At 34.0% G+C, this 20,319-nt stretch carries 23 protein-coding genes and 1 riboswitch; of the genes, 6 read left to right on the top strand and 17 right to left on the bottom strand.

The genetic code is table 11. From position 1 onward, the window contains the following. Nucleotides 1-111: 111 nt before the first annotated feature. The 7 genes from QSV08_RS04885 to QSV08_RS04855 are packed head-to-tail and all read right to left on the bottom strand — an operon-like array spanning nt 112 to nt 5,704. The gene (locus QSV08_RS04885) at nt 112-918 is read right to left on the bottom strand and encodes a hypothetical protein (protein WP_324027087.1); all 807 of its coding nucleotides are present in this window, start codon (nt 916-918) and stop codon (nt 112-114) included. Further along, a complete protein-coding gene (locus QSV08_RS04880) occupies nt 918-1,526 on the bottom strand; it encodes a hypothetical protein (RefSeq protein WP_324027086.1) in 609 nt (202 codons plus the stop codon). The genes QSV08_RS04885 and QSV08_RS04880 overlap by 1 nt, the downstream gene beginning before the upstream one ends. Beyond that, nucleotides 1,523-2,626 (bottom strand): glycosyltransferase family 4 protein, encoded by a 1,104-nt coding sequence (locus QSV08_RS04875; protein WP_324027084.1) that lies wholly within the window; start codon nt 2,624-2,626, stop codon nt 1,523-1,525. Before QSV08_RS04875 ends, QSV08_RS04880 begins: the two co-directional genes overlap by 4 nt. Further along, nucleotides 2,626-3,033 carry a hypothetical protein gene (locus QSV08_RS04870; protein ID WP_324027082.1) on the bottom strand — a complete coding sequence of 136 codons (408 nt, stop codon included), beginning with the start codon at nt 3,031-3,033 and terminating at the stop codon, nt 2,626-2,628. The genes QSV08_RS04875 and QSV08_RS04870 overlap by 1 nt, the downstream gene beginning before the upstream one ends. A gap of 4 nt (nt 3,034-3,037) precedes the next feature. Next, nucleotides 3,038-3,991 (bottom strand): hypothetical protein, encoded by a 954-nt coding sequence (locus QSV08_RS04865; protein WP_324027080.1) that lies wholly within the window; start codon nt 3,989-3,991, stop codon nt 3,038-3,040. A gap of 1 nt (nt 3,992) precedes the next feature. Beyond that, complete coding sequence (locus QSV08_RS04860; protein WP_324027078.1) at nt 3,993-5,144, bottom strand: glycosyltransferase family 4 protein; 1,152 nt, start codon at nt 5,142-5,144, stop codon at nt 3,993-3,995. A gap of 5 nt (nt 5,145-5,149) precedes the next feature. After that, a complete protein-coding gene (locus tag QSV08_RS04855; protein ID WP_324027076.1) occupies nt 5,150-5,704 on the bottom strand; it encodes a LemA family protein in 555 nt (184 codons plus the stop codon). Between the two features lie 408 nt (nt 5,705-6,112). On the opposite strand from QSV08_RS04855, the gene QSV08_RS04850 reads away from it, so the two are divergent. After that, on the top strand, nt 6,113-7,318 hold the full coding sequence (locus tag QSV08_RS04850; RefSeq protein ID WP_324027074.1) for a MalY/PatB family protein: 1,206 nt from the start codon (nt 6,113-6,115) through the stop codon (nt 7,316-7,318). 56 nt (nt 7,319-7,374) lie between these two features. Here the strand turns inward: QSV08_RS04850 and QSV08_RS04845 are convergent, their stop codons facing one another. From QSV08_RS04845 to thiS, 3 genes are all read right to left on the bottom strand, one after another. Continuing rightward, entirely contained in the window at nt 7,375-8,307 is a 933-nt protein-coding gene (locus QSV08_RS04845) for a pyridoxamine 5'-phosphate oxidase family protein (RefSeq protein ID WP_324027072.1), read from the bottom strand. A 157-nt stretch (nt 8,308-8,464) separates the two neighbouring features. After that, entirely contained in the window at nt 8,465-9,103 is a 639-nt protein-coding gene (locus QSV08_RS04840) for a thiamine phosphate synthase (RefSeq protein WP_324027070.1), read from the bottom strand. 73 nt (nt 9,104-9,176) lie between these two features. Next, nucleotides 9,177-9,380, bottom strand: coding sequence for a sulfur carrier protein ThiS (gene thiS / locus QSV08_RS04835; protein ID WP_324027068.1), 204 nt, complete (start codon nt 9,378-9,380; stop codon nt 9,177-9,179). A gap of 91 nt (nt 9,381-9,471) precedes the next feature. Beyond that, nucleotides 9,472-9,565, bottom strand: a riboswitch (TPP riboswitch). Between the two features lie 366 nt (nt 9,566-9,931). On the opposite strand from thiS, the gene QSV08_RS04830 reads away from it, so the two are divergent. From QSV08_RS04830 to QSV08_RS04820, 3 genes are all read left to right on the top strand, one after another. Continuing rightward, complete coding sequence (locus tag QSV08_RS04830) at nt 9,932-10,609, top strand: alpha/beta hydrolase (RefSeq protein WP_324027066.1); 678 nt, start codon at nt 9,932-9,934, stop codon at nt 10,607-10,609. A gap of 18 nt (nt 10,610-10,627) precedes the next feature. Beyond that, nucleotides 10,628-11,425, top strand: a complete 798-nt coding sequence (locus QSV08_RS04825; RefSeq protein WP_324027064.1) for a hypothetical protein — start codon at nt 10,628-10,630, stop codon at nt 11,423-11,425. A 155-nt stretch (nt 11,426-11,580) separates the two neighbouring features. Further along, entirely contained in the window at nt 11,581-12,180 is a 600-nt protein-coding gene (locus tag QSV08_RS04820; protein WP_324027061.1) for a DUF6642 family protein, read from the top strand. A gap of 18 nt (nt 12,181-12,198) precedes the next feature. Here QSV08_RS04820 and QSV08_RS04815 read toward each other — a convergent pair whose 3' ends face one another. Beyond that, entirely contained in the window at nt 12,199-13,497 is a 1,299-nt protein-coding gene (locus tag QSV08_RS04815; protein WP_324027059.1) for a Kelch repeat-containing protein, read from the bottom strand. Between the two features lie 204 nt (nt 13,498-13,701). Here QSV08_RS04815 and QSV08_RS04810 point away from each other — a divergent pair, with 204 nt between their 5' ends. Next, nucleotides 13,702-13,929, top strand: a complete 228-nt coding sequence (locus QSV08_RS04810; RefSeq protein WP_073244533.1) for a CDGSH iron-sulfur domain-containing protein — start codon at nt 13,702-13,704, stop codon at nt 13,927-13,929. A 496-nt stretch (nt 13,930-14,425) separates the two neighbouring features. Next, nucleotides 14,426-15,850, top strand: a complete 1,425-nt coding sequence (locus QSV08_RS04805; protein WP_324027057.1) for a hypothetical protein — start codon at nt 14,426-14,428, stop codon at nt 15,848-15,850. A 169-nt stretch (nt 15,851-16,019) separates the two neighbouring features. On the opposite strand, the gene QSV08_RS04800 is transcribed toward QSV08_RS04805, so the two are convergent. From QSV08_RS04800 to QSV08_RS04775, 6 genes are all read right to left on the bottom strand, one after another. Beyond that, entirely contained in the window at nt 16,020-16,202 is a 183-nt protein-coding gene (locus QSV08_RS04800) for a helix-turn-helix domain-containing protein (RefSeq protein ID WP_324027055.1), read from the bottom strand. A gap of 366 nt (nt 16,203-16,568) precedes the next feature. Further along, nucleotides 16,569-16,970, bottom strand: coding sequence for a DoxX family protein (locus tag QSV08_RS04795; protein WP_324027053.1), 402 nt, complete (start codon nt 16,968-16,970; stop codon nt 16,569-16,571). Nucleotides 16,971-17,001: 31 nt separating this feature from the next. Further along, entirely contained in the window at nt 17,002-17,454 is a 453-nt protein-coding gene (locus QSV08_RS04790; RefSeq protein WP_324027051.1) for a nuclear transport factor 2 family protein, read from the bottom strand. A gap of 75 nt (nt 17,455-17,529) precedes the next feature. Further along, nucleotides 17,530-18,618: an L-dopachrome tautomerase-related protein gene (locus QSV08_RS04785; RefSeq protein ID WP_324027049.1), complete on the bottom strand. Its 1,089-nt coding sequence runs from the start codon at nt 18,616-18,618 to the stop codon at nt 17,530-17,532. A gap of 50 nt (nt 18,619-18,668) precedes the next feature. Next, nucleotides 18,669-19,148 (bottom strand): YybH family protein, encoded by a 480-nt coding sequence (locus tag QSV08_RS04780; RefSeq protein WP_324027047.1) that lies wholly within the window; start codon nt 19,146-19,148, stop codon nt 18,669-18,671. Between the two features lie 39 nt (nt 19,149-19,187). After that, entirely contained in the window at nt 19,188-20,288 is a 1,101-nt protein-coding gene (locus tag QSV08_RS04775) for an alkene reductase (RefSeq protein ID WP_324027045.1), read from the bottom strand. Nucleotides 20,289-20,319: the final 31 nt, after the last annotated feature.

The raw sequence follows: 20,319 nt of genomic DNA, 5'->3' as shown, positions 1-20,319 counted from the left end.
AAACTATCAATTCATCAATAAACAATTGCATTCATATATAATTTTTACACTTTTATCTAAGAGAAGTTTTAGCAGTATTTTATCACAACCTTATTTTTAAACCCAACCATTTTAAAGCAACCGCTTTCTTAAAAACTGATCATCATACTTCCTTTTAAATGGCAATACATGCTGCTTTTCTCTATATTTTTGAGTCTCTAGTATGCTATTGAATCCGCAGCCTGTAAAAATTTTAGAGGCGTTTTCTAATACGTGGTCTTCAATGCTACTTCCATGAATACTTCTAGTATTTTCAGGGATTAGCTGCTTTGGAACTTCAGAAAATGAATAAATATAAATGTGTTCATCGGTGCGGTACAATAGCGCTTGTTTGTACAATAGCAAAACCTCATCTAAAGGGGAGGAGTGCATCACCAAAAAATAAGGTTTTTTGAGTATTACTTCTTGTGAATGCTCTCGCGATTTTATTTGCAAGGTAAACGGCATCACTTTTTTGTATTGATAATTGGCTAGTGCAATTCCGTCTTCAAGTGTGTAGATAACATCATAAACCGGACTCCCATATTTTTCAAAGTAGTCTTTGTTTAATATGCGAGCCAGTAATATGGTCTGTATGGTAGTAAGTTTTGTGATGCTTTTTTCGAGTTCGCCGTAAAACCCGGCAGGGAAAACATCAACAATCAAAGTATCAATTTGATACTCCGTCATGCAATTTTGAATAAAGAGGTCAAAACCATCTTTATCCTTAAAGAATGCATCTTCTTTATGCAGTGTTTTTATATCTTTTGGTACTCGGCCATGATAAATAGAATTCGTTAACAACACACAATTCGTCAACGGAATATTTTGTGTGTGTATAAAATTTAGAATCCTATTTATATGCCCAAAACCAGCACCATAGACATAAAATAAATACACTATATCTTATTTAATAATTCTGCGATAATGAACATTTTATGCTCATTAGGTATCTCATCTATTGCCAAAATAGCATACACATAACTTTCTTGGTTTGAAGAAAGCGTAAAAGCTTCGGTATCGTTAACCTTTACAATGTTACCTTCTAGATTTACCCTATATAATTCTTCTTCATTACGTTTCACCTTAATTTTATCATCATACGGGCGTACTTCAAAAGCATTTTCATTCTCTTCATTATCAGAGATTTTTACTTTGTCTGGGTATATCTTCACTTTCCATAACAGATCAGAATCTTCATCACGTAATTTGAAACTTCCTTCTTTGAATTTTACCTCATACTTCATTTTTCCGTTGGCATAGAACTTATGCTTCTCTGGCTTACTTTTAAAAGTATAGGTCGTATTGTTCGCAACAATTTTTATAGGCGATAGATCAAAACCACCAATTAATGCTCCGTCAGCATTTGCTATGGTAACATCGAGGCTATTTGTAGTTGCACTAGCTTCTGTAGTGGTTTCTGTAGGGCTAGAAGAATTCTTGTTTTCTGTTTTACAGCTTCCTAAAAGAAGCAATGATAGTACAAAAAGTAGGTGTAATTTTCTCATGGTTTTAAAATATTTAGGTAATTTGATATTTCTATTTCTTCGGTATAATTCGTTTTAATTTTCTGATACAATGCCTCACCCATAGCTTCCTTTTCTACTGGTGTCATTTTATGTATTTGTAGCAGAATATCTAACAGTTCATTCGCTTGTAAGGGGTGGTATAAAAATCCATCCGCTTTATCATTAATTACATCTTTTATTCCGCCCACATTCGCGCCGATTACTATGTTTTTAGTTGCTGCTGCCTCTAACAGTACATTCGGCATACCGTCATAAAAAGAAGGTATGGCAACGATACTAATCGCATTATAGAACGAAACAAGTTCATTCTGGTTCGCAAAATCAAAAAACTGAACATTGATATCTAAATTTAGAATGTATGTTTTTGTTTCTTCGGCTACGTCACCTATTAAACACAAAACAAAATCGTTCTTATGCGAAAATTTTGCAAAGGTTTCTACAAAGTTTACAACCCCTTTTTTGGCTTTTAATTGCCCTACAAAGGCAATCGGTATTTTAGAATTGAACGACTTTTGTAAAGCATCTATACTTCTAAGATGACTTTTAGCCGGTTTCCATAACGCTGTATTAATTCCGTTTTGGGTAAAATGAGTATTGTTATGTGTTACTAGTCTTTCTATTTTTTCTCTTTTCTCACTCGTAACGGTAAATACATAGCTAGAGTTCTCTAATGCATATAATAATTGATGTCGCTTCTTTGAAAAGATACCTTCGTCAAAATCATTTCCTCTTATAAAGGTAATAAGCGGTTTCTGTATCCATTTAGCTAAAATAGGTCCGATATTAAGCGGCAGGTTGCCACCAAACACACCAACATGGGTCAATGTATCTAAATAGGGGAGTTGCTGTATAAATTCTGACGCTAGCGATAATGTGAACTCTTCTGATGTCTCAATAGGCACTGCAGAGTAGGTTCCTTTTACAACGGTATCTGTTTTGAACTTTTTCTTTCTATTCGTAAAATGAATGATATGTACCGTTATACCATTTCTCTTAAAATTACGCACCAAGCGATCACAAGATACTGCCATACCACCTTTATTAGGTGGGTAATTTTGAGTGATTAATAGTATGTTCATTAACTATCAAAATAAGATCCATCATCAGAATCGTCATGCATAAAAATAGTAGAACTGCTATCGAATAAACTACCATAGTCATCTGCCATAAATACCATGTACGGGTATTCTGCATGGAATCTATTGATCATTTTTCTTCTCCAAACTGATCTATCTTTAGAATAGAGTTCAATATCATTGGTCAATCTTGCATCGAATTCTACAAAGCAACTAATACACAATATGGCGTTCTTTTTTCTATAAACCTCAGGACCACTATTTTGACTTATAATTTTGTTGGCTTTAAACGCATGTATATTACACACATTTTTCTTGCATTTCTCGCAAACTACGGTCGGGTCATTTTCGCAATTGCGAATTACAAACAATCCTGTAAATTCTTCGCAACGTATTTTATTTTCTTCCATAAGATTAAGCGCTAGGTGTTACACAACTGTAGCAAGTGTTGATCAGGTTAATAACTTCTAAAGAGAAATAATCTACAGCAAATGAAGAAATGCTACTTTCTTCATACGGACTGTATTGATCCGGATTTTCTTTTTTGACATCGAATTTTCGATATACCTTAAATACGTAATACTCATCATCTTCAGCAAAGCTTATTTGAGAAGTATCTATCGTTGGGTTTAACTGGTATTTGTGTTTCGGTATTTTCATTTTAATGGTAAAAGGGTATGCAGCCCTATACTTATGTTTTGTTTTTCTTTTACCAGAGCTACCTCTTTTTTCGATGATACGTTTTCTGGTTCTTTCGCTAAACTGAAAGAAGATTAAAGATTCATCATTAAAGAAACAAGACCCCTTACTAATGACCCGCTCATAGTTTTTTTCTACGCCAGATATAAATCCGCTAGATTCACTAGTAAACGATTCATTTTTAATTAGATTTTCATCTGTAATCGTATCTTTTACATTCGCCTCTAATGCTATTTTAGAATCTAACTGCAAGTCTTCTTCTATCAAGGTAAACAAGGCAGAAAAGTAATCTGCAAAAAAGTCAAAACCGTCTGTAAAATTCTTTTTAAACTTCTTGTTCGTTAAATAGGTCATGATACCCGCAACGATCAACCCAGGACAAGTGAGCATACCTATTACTGTAAAAATTGCCCCTAAAGTCTCGGATATAAAGTTCAACGGAATTGCTATAAAATTACATAAGAAAACGCCTAGAAGAATAAACCAAATTTGCTTTATTCTTTTACTCTTTTGTTCTCGGGCTATTTCTCGTTGCAATACACAGGCCCTGAAAAAACGAATCCATTTTACAGGTGTCTTTTTAGAACTAAAACCACGGTGTAAGTGGGCTCTTTCTATAGGGGCTCCTATATATTGTTCTTTATTTAATACATTGCCTTGTTTATCCATATTAGAGCGTTAAATCTTGATATATGTTCTTTAGTTTCTCTTTTTGATCCTCCCATAGAAAAGTACTTTTCACCTTTTCAAAAGCATTTGAGATATAGGTTTTCTTTAGTTCTGGTTCATCTAATACAAACCGAATACAGCGTGCTAGGTCTTGTTCTCTATCGGGTTCAAAAAGTAAAGCTTCTTGTTCGGTAACTAACTCGGTAACCACTGGTAATTCAGATGCGACTACCATAGTCTCACAAGCCATGCTCTCTAATATCTTAAGCGGACAGCACCCTTGTGTAATATTTCTGTCGCATGCCTTTAAAGGGGCTATAGAAGCTTCTGCGTAATGTATGTAGTTGTATAAATCTTTCTTAGATAATCTCGACTTTAGAATAATACGATCTTCTAAGCCTAATTTCTCTACTAGTTTTTTATACGGTTTAAAAGCTTTTTCTTTTACCGCTAAACAAATGACCAGTTTTAGATCTTCAAAATCTTCTAAATACGTCATTGCTTTAAGCAACATATCTACACCTTGCCACGGTTGTATGGCACCAAAATAGATAATGTACTGTTCAGGTGAATCAATGGGTCTTTCGTAAGATTCTGGTATATGTGCCCCGTTCGGTATCACTTTTATCTTCGCTGTATCAATAGCATAATTGGTCTCTAAATATGCTTTGGTTACTTCGGACGGAGTAATAATTACGGTCGCTTTTTGTAAACATTGCGACTCAATTTCTCTTAGTTTATCTAGAAAAGAAGGTGTTAAATTGGGATATCTATATGGTAGTTCTATCGATGTTAGGGCATTTACCTCAAAGATGGTTTTTATACTAGGTTCGGCAGTTAAGCCCATGCCGCTCCAAACATCTCTAAAATGACCTATTTGAATAGATTCTTTATTTTTTTGGATATCGACAAATAGTTGTTGAGAGAAAAGAGATGCTTTTTCTAAATAATTCATCTCTTCTTCGTTGTAATAACGCTTTATAACAATATTACCTTCCGTTTGTACGGCAGGGTAGGTGCTATTACCTCGTAAGCAGAATAATTGTAATTCATCGCACTGCTGCGACGATACGTTAATCATCTCTCTAATATGCGTAGAAGCACCCTTTGCGCTTGGGAACACATCATATGTAGCGTAAACATTTCTTTTCATCGAAATTAGAAAGAGAATTTAACCGGTTCTTTCTCTTGCGCATTTTGAATTTCAAAAAACTCTCCTTTATTGAAATTGAACATATTGGCAAAAATATTAGAAGGAAAGCTTTCAATAGCGATATTGTTCTCTTTTACGGTAGCGTTGTAATACCTACGTGTCATTTCAATATCATCTTCTAATGAAGAAAGCTCATTTTGCAACTCACTAAAATTACGATTCGCTTTTAAATCGGGATAATTCTCGGCAACGGCAAAAAGGTTGACCATAGAATTTTTCAAAGCACTCTCTGCTTTTCCTTGTTCATCAACAGATGAAGCGTTTTGCGCTAAATTTCTTGCTTTAGTTATATTTTCAAAAGTTTCTTTTTCGTGCGTCGCATAGCCTTTTACGGTTTCTATTAAACCAGGAATTAAATCGTATCGCTTTTTCAAGAAGACATCAATACTGCTCCACCCTTCTGCCATTTCTGTTTTCTTTCTAACCAAGCCGTTGTACACTGAAATAGCATAGAAAAACAGAATAAGGACAATAGTAATTAATACAATAGATATAAGCATAGGGATAGTTTTATGCTAAAATAACAGAATTAGTCGAGTATTATTATATAATCGTAATGATATTACAAAGTAAACTCCTACACTGAAAATAGATGTAATTGATAAGTAGGAAGAGAAAGGTATGTAAAGAATTTAACAACTTCGGTATCACCTGTTAATCGGTAAGGTGAATACTTTTCGATAATATGTCTTTATAAATTCAATACCTGTTTATTCAAAAAGACCAATAAGAGGCATACCTTAAAGTTCAACTCCTGTACAAGCCTCAAAAATAGTTGACGAAATTCTAAGCAATGATCTTATAAAATCGATTTTAGATCTTTAAGTTTGTTATTTAGATGATGCTTTTACCAAAGCATGGTTCTAAGTCTTTCAAATCAATTGTTACCTATCTAATTTAAAATACCAATGGCTACTACAACTTACTCATTTGATGAAATCATAAACAGAGATGGTACCAACGCAATGTCTCTTACTGGCTATAGAGGCTACCTCTTTGATCCAAATGAAGATTTAAGCGGCAAGTATGCCGAAGAAGATTTTATACCTATGTGGGTGGCAGATATGGAATTTGCCATAGCTCCGGTGATTATCGATGCCTTAAAAGCGCGACTAGAACACCCATTATTGGGCTATTCTATGGTTGCAGATCCTGCCTATCATTTGGCTTTTCAAAAATGGTGTCAAGATCGGTATGATTGGACCTTTAATGAACAGCACCTCGTGCACGCAAAAGGTGTAATACCTGCATTGTACAGTCTTATTGGTCAAATTTGCAAACCAGATGAGCAGGTACTTATTGTTACCCCATCATATGCCTTTTTTAAACATGCTGCCGATTATAATGGTATTGAATTGGTATGTTCTGAATTGAAAGAGGAGCAAGGCAAATTCGTTATGGATATGGACGATATTAGAACAAAAGCCGCCAATGAGAAATGCGTATTGGGTATCTTCTGTAACCCACATAACCCAACGGGTCGGGTTTGGTCTAGCAATGAGTTACAAGAACTGGGCGAGATTTGCTTAGCGAACGGACTAACGATTATATCTGATGAAATTCATTGCGATTTGGTTAGAGACGACCAGTCGTTTACGCCTATGGCAAAATTGTTTCCAGATACTGACCGTATTATTACCTGTATGGCGCCCAGCAAAACATTTAATCTAGCCGGTAATCTATTTGCCAATATCATTATACCGAATGATGCTATTCGAGAGCAATATAAAGAAACCTATTTGCCCGTAGAAAACCCCTTGAGTATTGTTGCCGCAGAAACAGCCTATACAAAAGGTCATGTCTGGTTGGCAGATTTAACCACTTACCTAGATGCTAATTTTCAGTATCTAAAAGAACAGCTAGACCTGCACTTGCCAGAAACAGATTTTATAATACCCGAAGCTACCTATTTGGCTTGGGTAAATGTGGGTCATTATTTTAAATCTGATGAAAATCTAACTCTATTCTTTGCGCGTAATGCTGGTGTGTTATTGGAAGGCGGAAATATGTTCGTTGCCAATGCCGACGGATATATACGCTTAAACCTTGCTTGCCCCAGAGCACGATTAGAAGAAGGTCTCCGTCGTGTAATCGTTGCTATACGAGAACAATAGGCTAGGGCACCGTTATGATCAAATGAAGCACTTTAGATATTTTCAGGAAGCGTTATTTATTTTTTACTCAAGATATTAAAAGGGGAGAAGTCAATAAATTCGGTATTGACTTTATGGTGGTTTACCGTTCTTACCCATTGCTTGGTTTCAAAAGTCCAGAATCTACCGGTTTCGCCAGATTTGTAGAAATCATCGGCAGAATTTTGATCAAATTGTAATGCCGCAGTACCAGAAAGTTGCAAGGTTTCTCCCTTCTCATAATTTACGAAAAGCAACGCTGCTTTTGGGTTTTCATAGATGTTGCCTAAAGTGCTGAACATACTATTGCCCAAGTAATCGGGTACGCGTAACTGACCATTTTCTAGAATCTCTATAAACCCAGGATCACCACCTCGGTGCGATGCTTCTATATCTCCTTTTTTAGTCTGTGTACTTATAAAAAATGTATGTGTCGTGCTGATCCATTTCTTTTCAGATGCGCCTAAGCTACTGCCTTTTTCAAAGGTTGTATTTAATGTATCTTTAATTTTGGCAGGTACTTCAATTTCTTCTCGTTGTATGTGTTTTGGACAACTGGGGTAACCCATTTTTATAGCAACACTAATTTCATTGTCCGTTTTTGTAGCTTCTCCCCAGGCTCTATAACGTGCCCTTCTCGCTGCTTCATGAAATAGCAGCCCAACCGTTGGTTTTGTTACAATATTGGTAAAGAAAATATCATCTGTAGTACTGGTAACCTTGGTAAGGTCGAATTTTATTTCTTCTACGGATGGGATAACAATAAAACCACGTTCACCCACCAATAACGATAACCAAATAGCTTCATTGGCATCTTCACTACCGGCAAACGCCAATACCTGATGTTCTATAAAAGCGATAGATCTTGGATGAAGCGATGCTGCAAGCATTGGTATTCTTTGTATGGCAATGTCTTCTTCTCCGGCTTTTTTTTGTACCGCTAATTGCCCATCATGGAAAATAGAATTCATAGGTTTCGTCTAATTAAGGTTGTGATAATTACCTGGGGTTTAGACGTGCTTTGGGTTGTAAACTTTCTTGTAATCAGTCTTAATATCTAATTTAATTATAAAGAGGTTGCTTTAGGCGGGTCTACATTTATGGGACTGTAATAATTCTTTTAAAAAATCAGTTATTCATGCTATTTCTACTAGCTGTTTTCTTCTCTTCAATCCATGCTGCTTCATAGTGCTTTTTTAAGGCTACAAAGCTTTCAACAGGGTTTTCCATATTCCAGACTCCGCCTAAAACGCTAATTCCCTTAAAACCGAGTTTTAATGTTTGTTGGACTGTTTTATCGGTGATACCGCCCATGCCCACAATCAACTTTTCACTTTGGTTGACGTCGAAACCTTTGCCTTCGTAGCCTTGTTTAGAGATAGAAGAAAACACGGGACTCAGTAAATGATAATCAAATTCAAATTCACAATCTTCTAATACCTCTGGATCGTGAAAAGAAGAACTTATAGTCTTACCGTACATATCTAAGCTTTTAAAATACTGCCCAGGATTGTCAATATGGTCTATTCTTTTTTGCTCTTGAAAATGAATCCCTTTTAAGTCATATTCATTGACCAATTCATGAAAAAAATGTACTACAATTCTATTATGATACTTGGTATCGATCGCATTTAAATAATCGCAATGTTCTTGATAGTCCTTCAAAGGTTTTCTTAAATGGTAATAGGCTAAACCTTCTTGAAACAACTGATGTAGCAATTCAATTTCATTCGGGATATCTTTTTCTGGAGCTATTAATATGATCATTTTTGTAATTTAAGTATTGTAATGGAAATTCTCTTGCTTTATGTGGGCAACATAGAAATGGAAAGCGTGATTTTCAACCCCCTTGGGTAGCTCTAATGACCAATACTTCATCGTTCTCGTTGAGTGTTTTGGTATGCCACTCTGTTTTGGTAATAATGTTCTCATTTACCGCCACGGCTATTCCTTTAACAGAAATATTCAAACCTTTAATGATTTCATCTAGTGTAACGTTCGGCTTGCATAGGTGAGTGGTGTTGTTTACTTTAATATCTATCATCTGTTTCACTAGTTGACTGAAGCGTATTCGCTACTATATTTTTTAGTGTAAACAGTAAGAATAGAAAATGATAAAAGGAAAGTACAGGTTGTTGATCCTGATAACTTTTCCCTACGTTGATATTAATCAAATCAGGTTCTAAGGATATTTCTCAAACTATGAAATAGCTACTCCTAAAGTTTACATGTCTAATTTAAGGATTTGAAGACGAACATGTGCTTTTAAACATCAGAATGTTGATTAATTTATAGCTACAAGCTTTTTATGAAAAGATCGGCAACTATACTATACCTAGCATATAAGTCTAATCATTAGCCCTAGCACTTTCATTGATAATTTTATACTAAAACGCTAAAAAGAATAAATGAGTTACAGCAATTTTGTATTTCACACACCCCAGAATCAATACGCTATATCTGGGCGTTGCAAAAAGATTTATTCTCCACTTTTTGTAAGCAAATGCAGTAATGCTAGACTCATGCATGTATAACCTAACAACGCTATTTATGAAAACGATTCTCTCCTTTGTTTTAAGCTTAAGCTGCTTATGTATGTTTGCACAAAAAACCATAGACTTTCCCGCTAAAGATGGGCTGCTGATTACCGCAGATTATTATGAAGCCAAAGGGAGCGAAACCTTTATACTCCTTTTTCATCAAGCAGGGTGGAGCCGTGGAGAATATAAAGAAATAGCACCTAAATTAAACGCATTGGGTTATAGCAGCCTTGCCATTGACCAACGATCTGGTGGAGCGGTGAATTCTGTTGTAAACCAGACCAACCAAAGAGCGGTAGCCGCAGGGAAGGAAACCGAATATGTAAATGCTTTTCAAGATATTGAGGCAACCGTGGCTTATGTAAAAAAGACATATTCCCCTAAGAAAATAATTATCTGGGGTAGTTCTTACTCCTCTTCCTTAGTTCTTAAATATGCCGGTGACTATCCTGATAATATAAATGCCGCCATGGCTTTTTCACCTGGCGAATATTTTGGTAAAGACGATTTTATAAAAAATAGTGCCGCAAATATTAAAGTACCCACGTTAATTACTTCTGCGCAAAACGAACAAGATAATTGGGCTGCCATAAACGAAGCAATACCTACCACTACAAAAGTGTCGTATGTACCAGCAACCAAAGGAAATCATGGTTCGCGGGCGTTATGGGAAAAGTTTGACGATAATGATGGCTATTGGAGTGCCGTAAAAGACTTTTTAAAGAATATATAGATATATCATCAACGTATTATGAGACAGCTACTAATCCATTTTACCATACTATGTGTTTTACTATTATCCATAACGGGCTGCAAGCAAGTAGACGAAAAAAAACACACTGATAAAAGACTAAAAAATGAAGTTCTTGTCTTAGGTACTATTCACGGCGGGCATCTTACGGATAGCGTTTATACTACTGACTATCTAAAAAGATTAATCAAGAATATTAATCCAGATTACATATTAACCGAAATTCCTCCAAATCGTTTTAAAACGGCCTATGAAGGCTTCAAAAGAGACGATAGTATTTCAGAACCACGTACCATGCGTTTTCCTGAATATGTAGCTGTTGTATTTCCATTATCCAAAACCATGGATTTTGAAATTATACCTACCGCTGGTTGGACAAAGACCATGGCAGACGAACGAGGAGAGAAACTAAGGGCTATACAGAAAGACACTTCTAGAACGGCAGATTGGACCGCATACATTTCAGCAAATAAGCGTACAGATTCTTTATACAAAGCTAGTGGCAAGGTTAATGATCCTTATTTTATTCATACCAATGAATATGATAGCATTCAAGATATTGGGTTACAAAAATATAATGAGCTATTTAACGAAGAACTGGGTCTTGGTGGTTGGGAAAATATAAATATTGCTCATTATTGGAATATTGAAAAGGCGCTGGAAAAACACCGCTATCAAGGTAAAAGAATTTTAATTACCTATGGCGCCGGACACAAAGGGTGGTTTTTAAGAGAACTACGTAAGCGCGATGATATTGAGCTATTAGAAATGCATCCATTTTTAGACGCTATTAAATAATCACCGAACGTTTTAGTATCGTTTTGTATTTATACTACTCGAAAGTAGCAGGGAAGCACTATGTATTACAACTCATATTTAACTTGAAAACGCTAAAAAAAGTAAAACAGTTGCAGTAATTTTGTACTTCACATACGCTACAAAAATTTAGAAACTTGCTAGAGAAAAGAAGACAATTACCGCAAGAACACGTAACTGACACAGAAAACTTCATCTATTGTTTAGAAGGCGTCGATGATATTGAAAACGAGAAAGTTACCGAAGCACAACAAAGCTTAGAGCAACTAGCCATGAAATATGGTATTGCCAGTATCTATAAAACATGCGATACTATTGAAGGGCTAGAAGACAGTTTAAATGCTCTGGTGTTAGATGATCATAATTTTAAAGATTATGAAATTATTTACTTGGTGATGCATGGCGAAGCAAATAGCATTTGCTTAAACGACTACTACTATAGCTTACAAGAGATTGCGGAAATTTTCGAGGGACGATTAAAAGGGAAGATCCTGCATTTTTCAAATGCAAAAATTCTAGACCTTGACGAAGAAGAATCTCAATACTTTTTAGACATCACCAATGCTAAAGCAATTTCTGGCTATGGCAATGCATTCGACGGAGTAAGCAGTGCAAATCTCGATAAGGCATTCTTTAACTTATTTAAAGAAGATGATGATATGTTCGATGTGGTAGAAGAACTACACCAAAGACATTACAATGTATGTAAACTACTTGATTTTAGATTGTATTACTAAGCTACTGCCCAAAACAAATCACTTACTCTTCAATTTGATCTCAAGCACTTGATCGCCGTTGTAGACAATTTTTAAACTTGTCTGTTGATTCGTTGAATTACCTATGTGTTTAATAACAATAGGCATTTCTTCGCCTGTTGGCACTAAAACATGTTCAACTTTTGACTCAATTTGATACTCACTTCTAGCATCACCAGTAAGTGTTATAGTACTGATAAAGCAGCCCGTATTACCTTCGATATTTTTAAGATTTATAGTCGTTTCGGTGCACATTGGTATGTCAACTTCTGACTTAGCACTTAGCTTTGAACCTACAAGTGCTTTCCCTTTTGGGTTGTCTTCGCCATACACCTCCATATTCCTTTGATTTCCACCGGCACGTACCGGTGATCCCGCTGCTATATGAATTCCATTTCCTGAAAGTATTGCCTGAGTACCATGCCTAGCATAGTTCATATCTTGCATTTTAGACCACAAACCTGATTTAGGATTATAGGCTTCAACAAGTTTATAAGCCGGACCAGCTTCTTCGCCTTCACCACCCATTACAAAAAGTTCTCCGTTATAAACTACAATACCAGGTGCGGCTCTTGGGGTCGGTAAATTTTTAGATAATACAGACCAGCGCTTTAAGTCAAAATCATAAGTATCAACTATTGCTGGTAACGGGGCAAATACTCCGCCTTCGCCACCAGATTGTCTTCCGCCAGCGGCATATAATTTATTTTCGATTACAGCGGCACTAAAATGATCCCTTTGTTGAGAGGCATTTTCTAATATAGTCCAAGTATTGGCCTTAGGGTCATATACATCAAACCAGTTGACATAACCGCCATCATGACCAATAGTATTACCACCGACGACATAGAACTTATCTTTATATATAACCAAACCTGCACCACCTCTTCTTCTGTTTTCAGGAATCTCAGGGCCTTGAATCCAATTGTCTGTAGGTGGGTGATATAACCATACATGTTCTTCGGGAATTTCTCTCGGAAAATTATTGGTCTTAAAAGCTGCTACAACCCAAATAAAGCCTTCATAAGCCGTTGCCTGAAAATGATTAAACTCTTTGGGCGCCATTCTACCGGTACTCCAAGTGTTATTCTTATAATCGTAGATATCTAATTTTTGAGCCGATTCGCGACCGCCAAACAATATAAATTTATCACCAATTTGCACAAATGAACATTCGTGTCGCGCCGTATAATCTTCACTTTCATTCTTGTCAATCCATTTATCCGTATGCTTTTTATTCATTTGGCATAATCCTAAAAAAGGTATTAGAATCAATAAATAGCTTAATAGATTTTTCATATTTGATGTGTTTTTTTGATGTATTGATATTGTCATCTGGACTATAATAGTACACTATTTAATTGGTTTGAGAACAATTTGGGGGGAGTACTTTAGATGTACCAAATTCTAGCTTTTTTAAAATTCATAACTCTTACTTATTCACGATAAAAATTAAATCTATATTCCTATTTTTACCAAAATCAATTAAAAGAATTTAATAGTATGAGCAAAACAAAACTAACCATAAATAGTAATGGGTCTGTAAAAGTAGAAGGAGATTTTGAAGTTGTAGATAGCCAAGGTAATTCATATAACTTACAAGGTAGAACAGTGTTAGGTATATGTCGTTGCGGACTTTCTAATAACAAACCTTTTTGCGATGGTTCACATAGAAATCATTTTGAGCACGAAGCAACAGCTTTCGATTTACCACCAATGAAAAAGAAATAAAACATATGAATTATTGCTTTTTAATGGACTTCTCTCATAAAAAAGCAATAATCTGTTTTTGTTCTATAATGTCTTGCGATATGTAACTTGAGCTTTGGAATGGCATAAAAATAAAGACGATAATTTTTGATTTTTTTCTTCTGAAAAATTTCTTTACTAAAATAATAAAACCGGTGCAAGAGGCTCATGAATTCCTTTTAAAGGAAAAAACTAACTATGCATATTTGTGCGGGATAGTTTTAAGCAATTATATCTATGAGAATTAAACCAAAACTTTAATTTCATTCATTGTAGCTCTGGTCATTACTAAATCTTAAATGCAAGTGCCCTATAATTTTACACGTTACGAAATATAGTACGGGATTATGAGAGAAGGAATCTGGAGTTGATAGTGAACAATAAACAATTAGAATCATTTATATTCGTTAATTTACTACTATAAGATAATTGCTGTATAATCGATTATATTTTATACTTTATAAATTAATACAACACTATGATTTCTAGGTCAACCTTTCAATTCAACAGTATTAAATTATCCTATTTTTTTTTATTATCATTCTTTGTTTTTATTGTCTCGTGTTCAAAGGATTCCGATGGAAATAGTGATAAAGAAGTTGTAGCATGTTTTAATATTGTTAAAGATACCTTGTACTTTAATGAAACACTCCAAATAGAAAATTGTTCGCAGAATGCGGTATCGTACACTTATCGGGTAGCTGGTTTTGATGTCACTTTAGAAGAATTAGCAACAATGCAATTCTCTCCTGGCAATAAAATGATTACAATGGGTGCTTATGGTGAAAATGGTGAAACTGACCTTCTTCAAGCGGATTTTCAACAAAAAGAATTTTATGTAAAGGAAGAAGCCGACTCCTATTTTTTTCCAGATGAATTTTTAGGCAGCAGGCGTCTTTTAAAGTTTGATAGACATCCATTTACGAATGAAATGTATGCTATTTATGTCGATTTTAATGACTTAAAGTATTATTACGCTGCTATATCCGAAGATTTAGAATTTACATTAATCGAAATTAATACAGGGTATTCTGATTATGGATATAGAGCACTTTGCGATTTTCAAGATGATGGCACTATTTATATTGACATGCCATTTAGATATACCAATGCAATAATTAGGCAACGTCATATTGTTAATATTGAAACTGGATTATCTCCACTCACAAACTTAGATTTATTGAGTTATGACTTCGATGTAGGTTATACCACGCTGAATAACAAAGCCTATGCTTTTGGTGCCAATTTCACCTCAGAACCACGAAAATACGTTCCAGCAATAAACACCTTGGTATCAGGAGAAACAGAAACCATAAAAGAATTTGATTTTGGAGATAAAAGTGGGGTGATTGGTAATCTGACACCTTTTAGAGACGGGTTTTTAGCATTCGCAGGTGCATTTGATTTTGCTTCGGATGGGTTGGTCAGTAATGCTACTACCAGGTTATTAGAATTGGATGCCGAATTCAACCTTGTTAATTCCCAAGAATTGGATGCCCTTGGTGAGGCAACAATTGGTTCTTTAGGCACTATGAGTGCGCCTTATCATATGGTAAAATTACCTAATGATAACATACTATTATACGGCTTGAATACCTTGCGTATTCTTGATTCTAACCTAGCGATCATACATGCGGAGGCCTTACCTGGTTTCACTGATCAGTCTCATTTGATTTTAGATGATCATATCTACTTGTCTGCAACGAATTACCTTTATAAATACAGCTTTGATGGTACTAGACTAGCTGAGCTTAAGGTTCGTCAAAATGGAATGAGAGGTATAGTGCCTTATAAAAACGGACTTATTTTTATGGCTGAATTGAATGACTTGTTTGCTGGAGGAAATAAAGAAGTCTTGACAGGAATTGTTGATAAGGATCTTAAGTTATTACCTCTTAAATAAAATAATTGTTTACATAAATTCTAAAAGCAGAATACTATAAAACAGTTAGCAACACTTTCAAATTGTGAGGTAAAATATGACGTGTTTTCAAAGAATATCATATTGTAAAAAAGAAAGCATATTGCCCCTAATTTCTATATGATTTGAATACTTTGTAGGATTGGTCTATTTAGTTTAATAACCGAAAATCACTTGGGTTTAATTGTGTTTTCTTTTTAAAAAGAGTGCTAAAGTATTGAGGGTATTCAAAGCCTAAATCATAAGCTATTTCGCTAACGCTTTTATTTGAGTTTAGAAGTATGGTTTTAGCTTTTGATATTATAACTTCATGTCTATGTATGATAGTCAGCAAATACGCGATTCTCAGAATACATATAAATGTTCTATAATGTTCTGCGTTATGTAACTTTGCTTTGGTAAAAGCTAAGTTACATTTCTACATTTTCTTTATTTTTTTCTTCTAAAAACTTTCTCTACAATGTTAATGTAACACTCTTTTTACGAAACGACGATAGGAGAAGAGTGGAATGTGTGTGAAGTGGAATTAAAGAAGATTTGGTACTAATTTTCTCTATACAGAGATTAGTTTTTATTTATGTAAATTTGCGTGATATAAAAAAGCCATAGATGTTTAACTAAATATCTATGGCTTTTACTTAGCTACAAATAATATTGATTTTCTTATGAAATTAAATATTTGTTATTGCTGTTTTTTACTTTAATCCCATTCGTTAGTATTTGATACTGCTATTTTTCCACCACCAGTAAAGAAAAGTGTTATAGATCCAAATAAGTACAATCCTAATAATTCTACTGCCCAACCTCCGTATTGATTTAGTGAAAATATATCTCCTGAATGGGCTATTAGCACAGCCATTAATGCTCCAAAGGCATAGACTAAAGCTGCAATACGCGTTCTATAACCAATTATTATTAATAGAGGTGCTATAACTTCTGTAATAAAAATACCGTATGCAATAAAAGTAGGTAATCCTTTTTCTGCTAACATACCTTCTATAAAAGAGATGCCTTTAAATTTAGCAATACCATGTAATAGCATTAAAAATCCGATTGAAATACGAAGGATTAAAAGCCCTAAATCATTATTTTTTGTTTTCATTTATTAATATTTTAAATATTTTTAATTGTTATTATTTCATTGCGTCGACTACTTTTTTAGTATCAACAAACTGTTCAAAATGCGTAATTTTATTATTTTTTAAATGATATAAGTGTAATGCTCTAATATTAATAGTAAAACCGCTTTTAATATTAGTACCTCTGTAGTGTCCGATTGCTACTACTTTATCATCTTCTAGCATAAACTCATCAGGAGTAAATTTAAAATCAATCCATTCTATAGCTAGTTTAGAAAATACATTTTCAACTATATCATCATAACCAATATATGTTCCTGCATAGGGAAAACCATCGGCTTCTTTCCATATAACATTAGGAGCTAAATGGTTTTTCAAATTATTGAAATCGTGATATGTACTTTTAATAATCTCAATATTTTGTTCTTCTTGAGACGAATGGTTACATCCTAAAAATGAAGATAATATCGCTAGTGTTAGTACTTTATAAAAGCTAACTTTTATCATTTAAAAATTCATTTTAGTTAAGGTTATATTCTTTTAAAATCAATGACTTATAGCATATAATTCGTTAAACCTTTTCTATTTAAATTTTAATTTTAAAATTCGGTATGGTTTTATAGCTAAATCTTCTGTACCAGTAAATTCAACTGTTTTATTTATTTGATTACTTGTTATATACAGCCAATCTTTGTAAATTCTTATATTATCTGGCCAATCAAAATAAGCGTGTTGTTTTAGTGTGCTTAAGGTTCCGTTTTTTGATAATTTAGAAATACTATATTCTTGCACGTTGGTGAAGTAGTGGTTTCCTTCATCATCTGTAGCAGCTCCATCACAAATTGGTTTTTCACCAACTAGCGCTATTTGTTTAATAATCTCTTCGTCACTAGCATCTTCTCTAATAATTTTTGTAGGTAATTTGTACCACTTTGTGCTATTCATTGCTCCATAGTATAAAGTTTCTCTGTCTTTAGAAATAGTAATGGGATCTACAGAAATTCGAATAGGATTTCCTAAATAATGTTGAACTTTATTATCTATTACCATATCAATATCTTCGTACTGCATACTTGGTAAATCAACAATTTTTCTAAAGGATTGTTTTTTAATATCTATAACAATGATTCCTGTATTTACAGCATCTGCTAGATAAACAAAATCGTTTATTTCATCAATGGCTAAGTCTTGAACAAAACCTGTGTTAGGTGCTAACGCTTCGGGAACATCAAAACGATATAATTCTTCTTTTGTATTAATATCATAAGCAAAAACTCTGGTTTTCCCTATGTTTAAACCTACATCTACCAACCATAATCTATCTTTATTATCAAAAACAATTCCTAGAGGTGTGTCAAATTTTTCATTTGAAGTGGTCGTTGCTGTAGATTGCATTTCTTTATTCGGAAAAGGAATAAATTTGTCACCAACTATTTCTAGAAGCTGAACATTCCCTTTTCTTGTAGGATGAATACTTGTAAATAATCTACCTTGATTAGAAACAGCTAAATTTCCTGGACTCAGTTGCATTTCAACTACAACATCTAGTGTTCCAACAGGAACTTTAGATACCACAGATTTAGCTAAATCTTGAGGTTGTTTTTTTGAGGCTGAAGAATTACAAGAAATTAAGGTAACTAGTAGTACTATTAAAATACTATATTTTTTCATTTGTTTAAAATTGATTAATAAATAACTTGTTTTATGCGTTTTTTTGAAATTTACCATGTTGATGGAACTACGTCTGGTGGATGGTTGTCCATATCAAATATCACTCGCCATTTATTATCTTTAAATTTCTTGTACACGACTAGAAATCGACCATTTTGGCGTATATCTATATTGTCTGATGGATTAATCCCATGAAAATCAAACTCACCTAACACCGTACCAATATTTCCTTCTACAGTTATTTTTATGATATTAAAATCTATCGATGGTTTTAGAGAAAATGTATTTATAAAACCCTCTTTTATTGTTTTTTTTCCTTTTTGTAAAGGAAAATCATGACTTGCAAAAAGTGCAGAATCATCATAAAGTTCAATTAATTTATCTGCATCATTATTATTAAAGTTCTCAAACCAAGAATCAACAACAATACTTAATTCATTTTCTAAATCTTGTGTAGTTGTTTTTTGATTAGTGCAAGACATAATCCCAAATAACAAAAGCATTAAAGGGAGGTATTTATTTTTTTTCATAATTATTATTTTAGTTAAATACGCGTTTCGTTTTACTATTTAAAGTTTAAATAAAATGCTTTTTTTTTCTGAGATTGGATAATCTGTATACCCTTCTTTACCAATAGAATAATGAGTATCAGAATCAGATTTAGCAAATTCATCTCCATTTTTTATTCTGTCAACAAGATCTGGGTTAGAAATAAATGGTTTTCCAAATGCTACTAAATCTCCTTTATGACTGTCTACTTCCCATTGTGCTTTTTCGCTATCAAACCCGCCACTTGATATATAAGTTCCTTGATATAAAGTAGTTTTTATCTTTTCCTTTAATGTTACAGACACTTCTGGAGCTCCTATAGAAGAATGGTCTACCATATGAATATAGATAACACCTATTTTATTAAGAGCTGATACCAAATATTCAAATGCTTCATCTGTTTTATCATATAAACCCATATCATTGAATACTCCGTAAGGTGAAATTCGAATACTTGTCTTTTCTTTACCTATAGCGTCGGCTACTTTTTTTGTTACTTCTAAGGTAAATTTCATTCTACCTTCTAAAGTTTCGCCATATTCATCTGTCCGTAGGTTGGTATGAGGATTAATAAATGTGTCTAATAAAAAACCGGTGCCTGCATGAATTTCTACACCATCAAAACCTGAGGCAATTGCATTTTTAGCAGACTGTACGAATTCCTCAATAGTATTATGAATGTCTTTTATAGTCATCTCTTTTGCCATTGGGTAGGACTGTGCTCCATTTTTATCTGTCCACATTGTTCCTGCTGATTTTAAAGTAGATGCTGCTAATATAACGGCATCTTTGGGCATATTATCTGGATGAGATATCCTGCCAGTATGCATTAGTTGCGCAAATATTTTTGAGCCTTTACGATGTACTGCCTCAGTAATTTTTTTCCAACCCTCTATTTGCTTTTGGTTATAGAGTCCTGGTATTCTGGCATAACCCAAAGCATTTGGAGATGGTGCGATGCCTTCAGAAATAATTAATCCAGCACCTGCTCTTTGAGAATAATACGTTATCATTAAATCATTTGGAACGTTATTAATTGCTCTAGATCTGGTCATTGGCGCCATTACTACTCTGTTTTTAAGTGTAATATTACCTAGTTGATATGGTTCTAATAATTTCATATATTATTTAATTTTGTTATGATGTCAATCA

The organism is Maribacter sp. BPC-D8, from assembly GCF_035207705.1.
GTDB lineage: Bacteria > Bacteroidota > Bacteroidia > Flavobacteriales > Flavobacteriaceae > Maribacter.
This window is presented reverse-complemented; position numbering and strand designations above follow the sequence as displayed.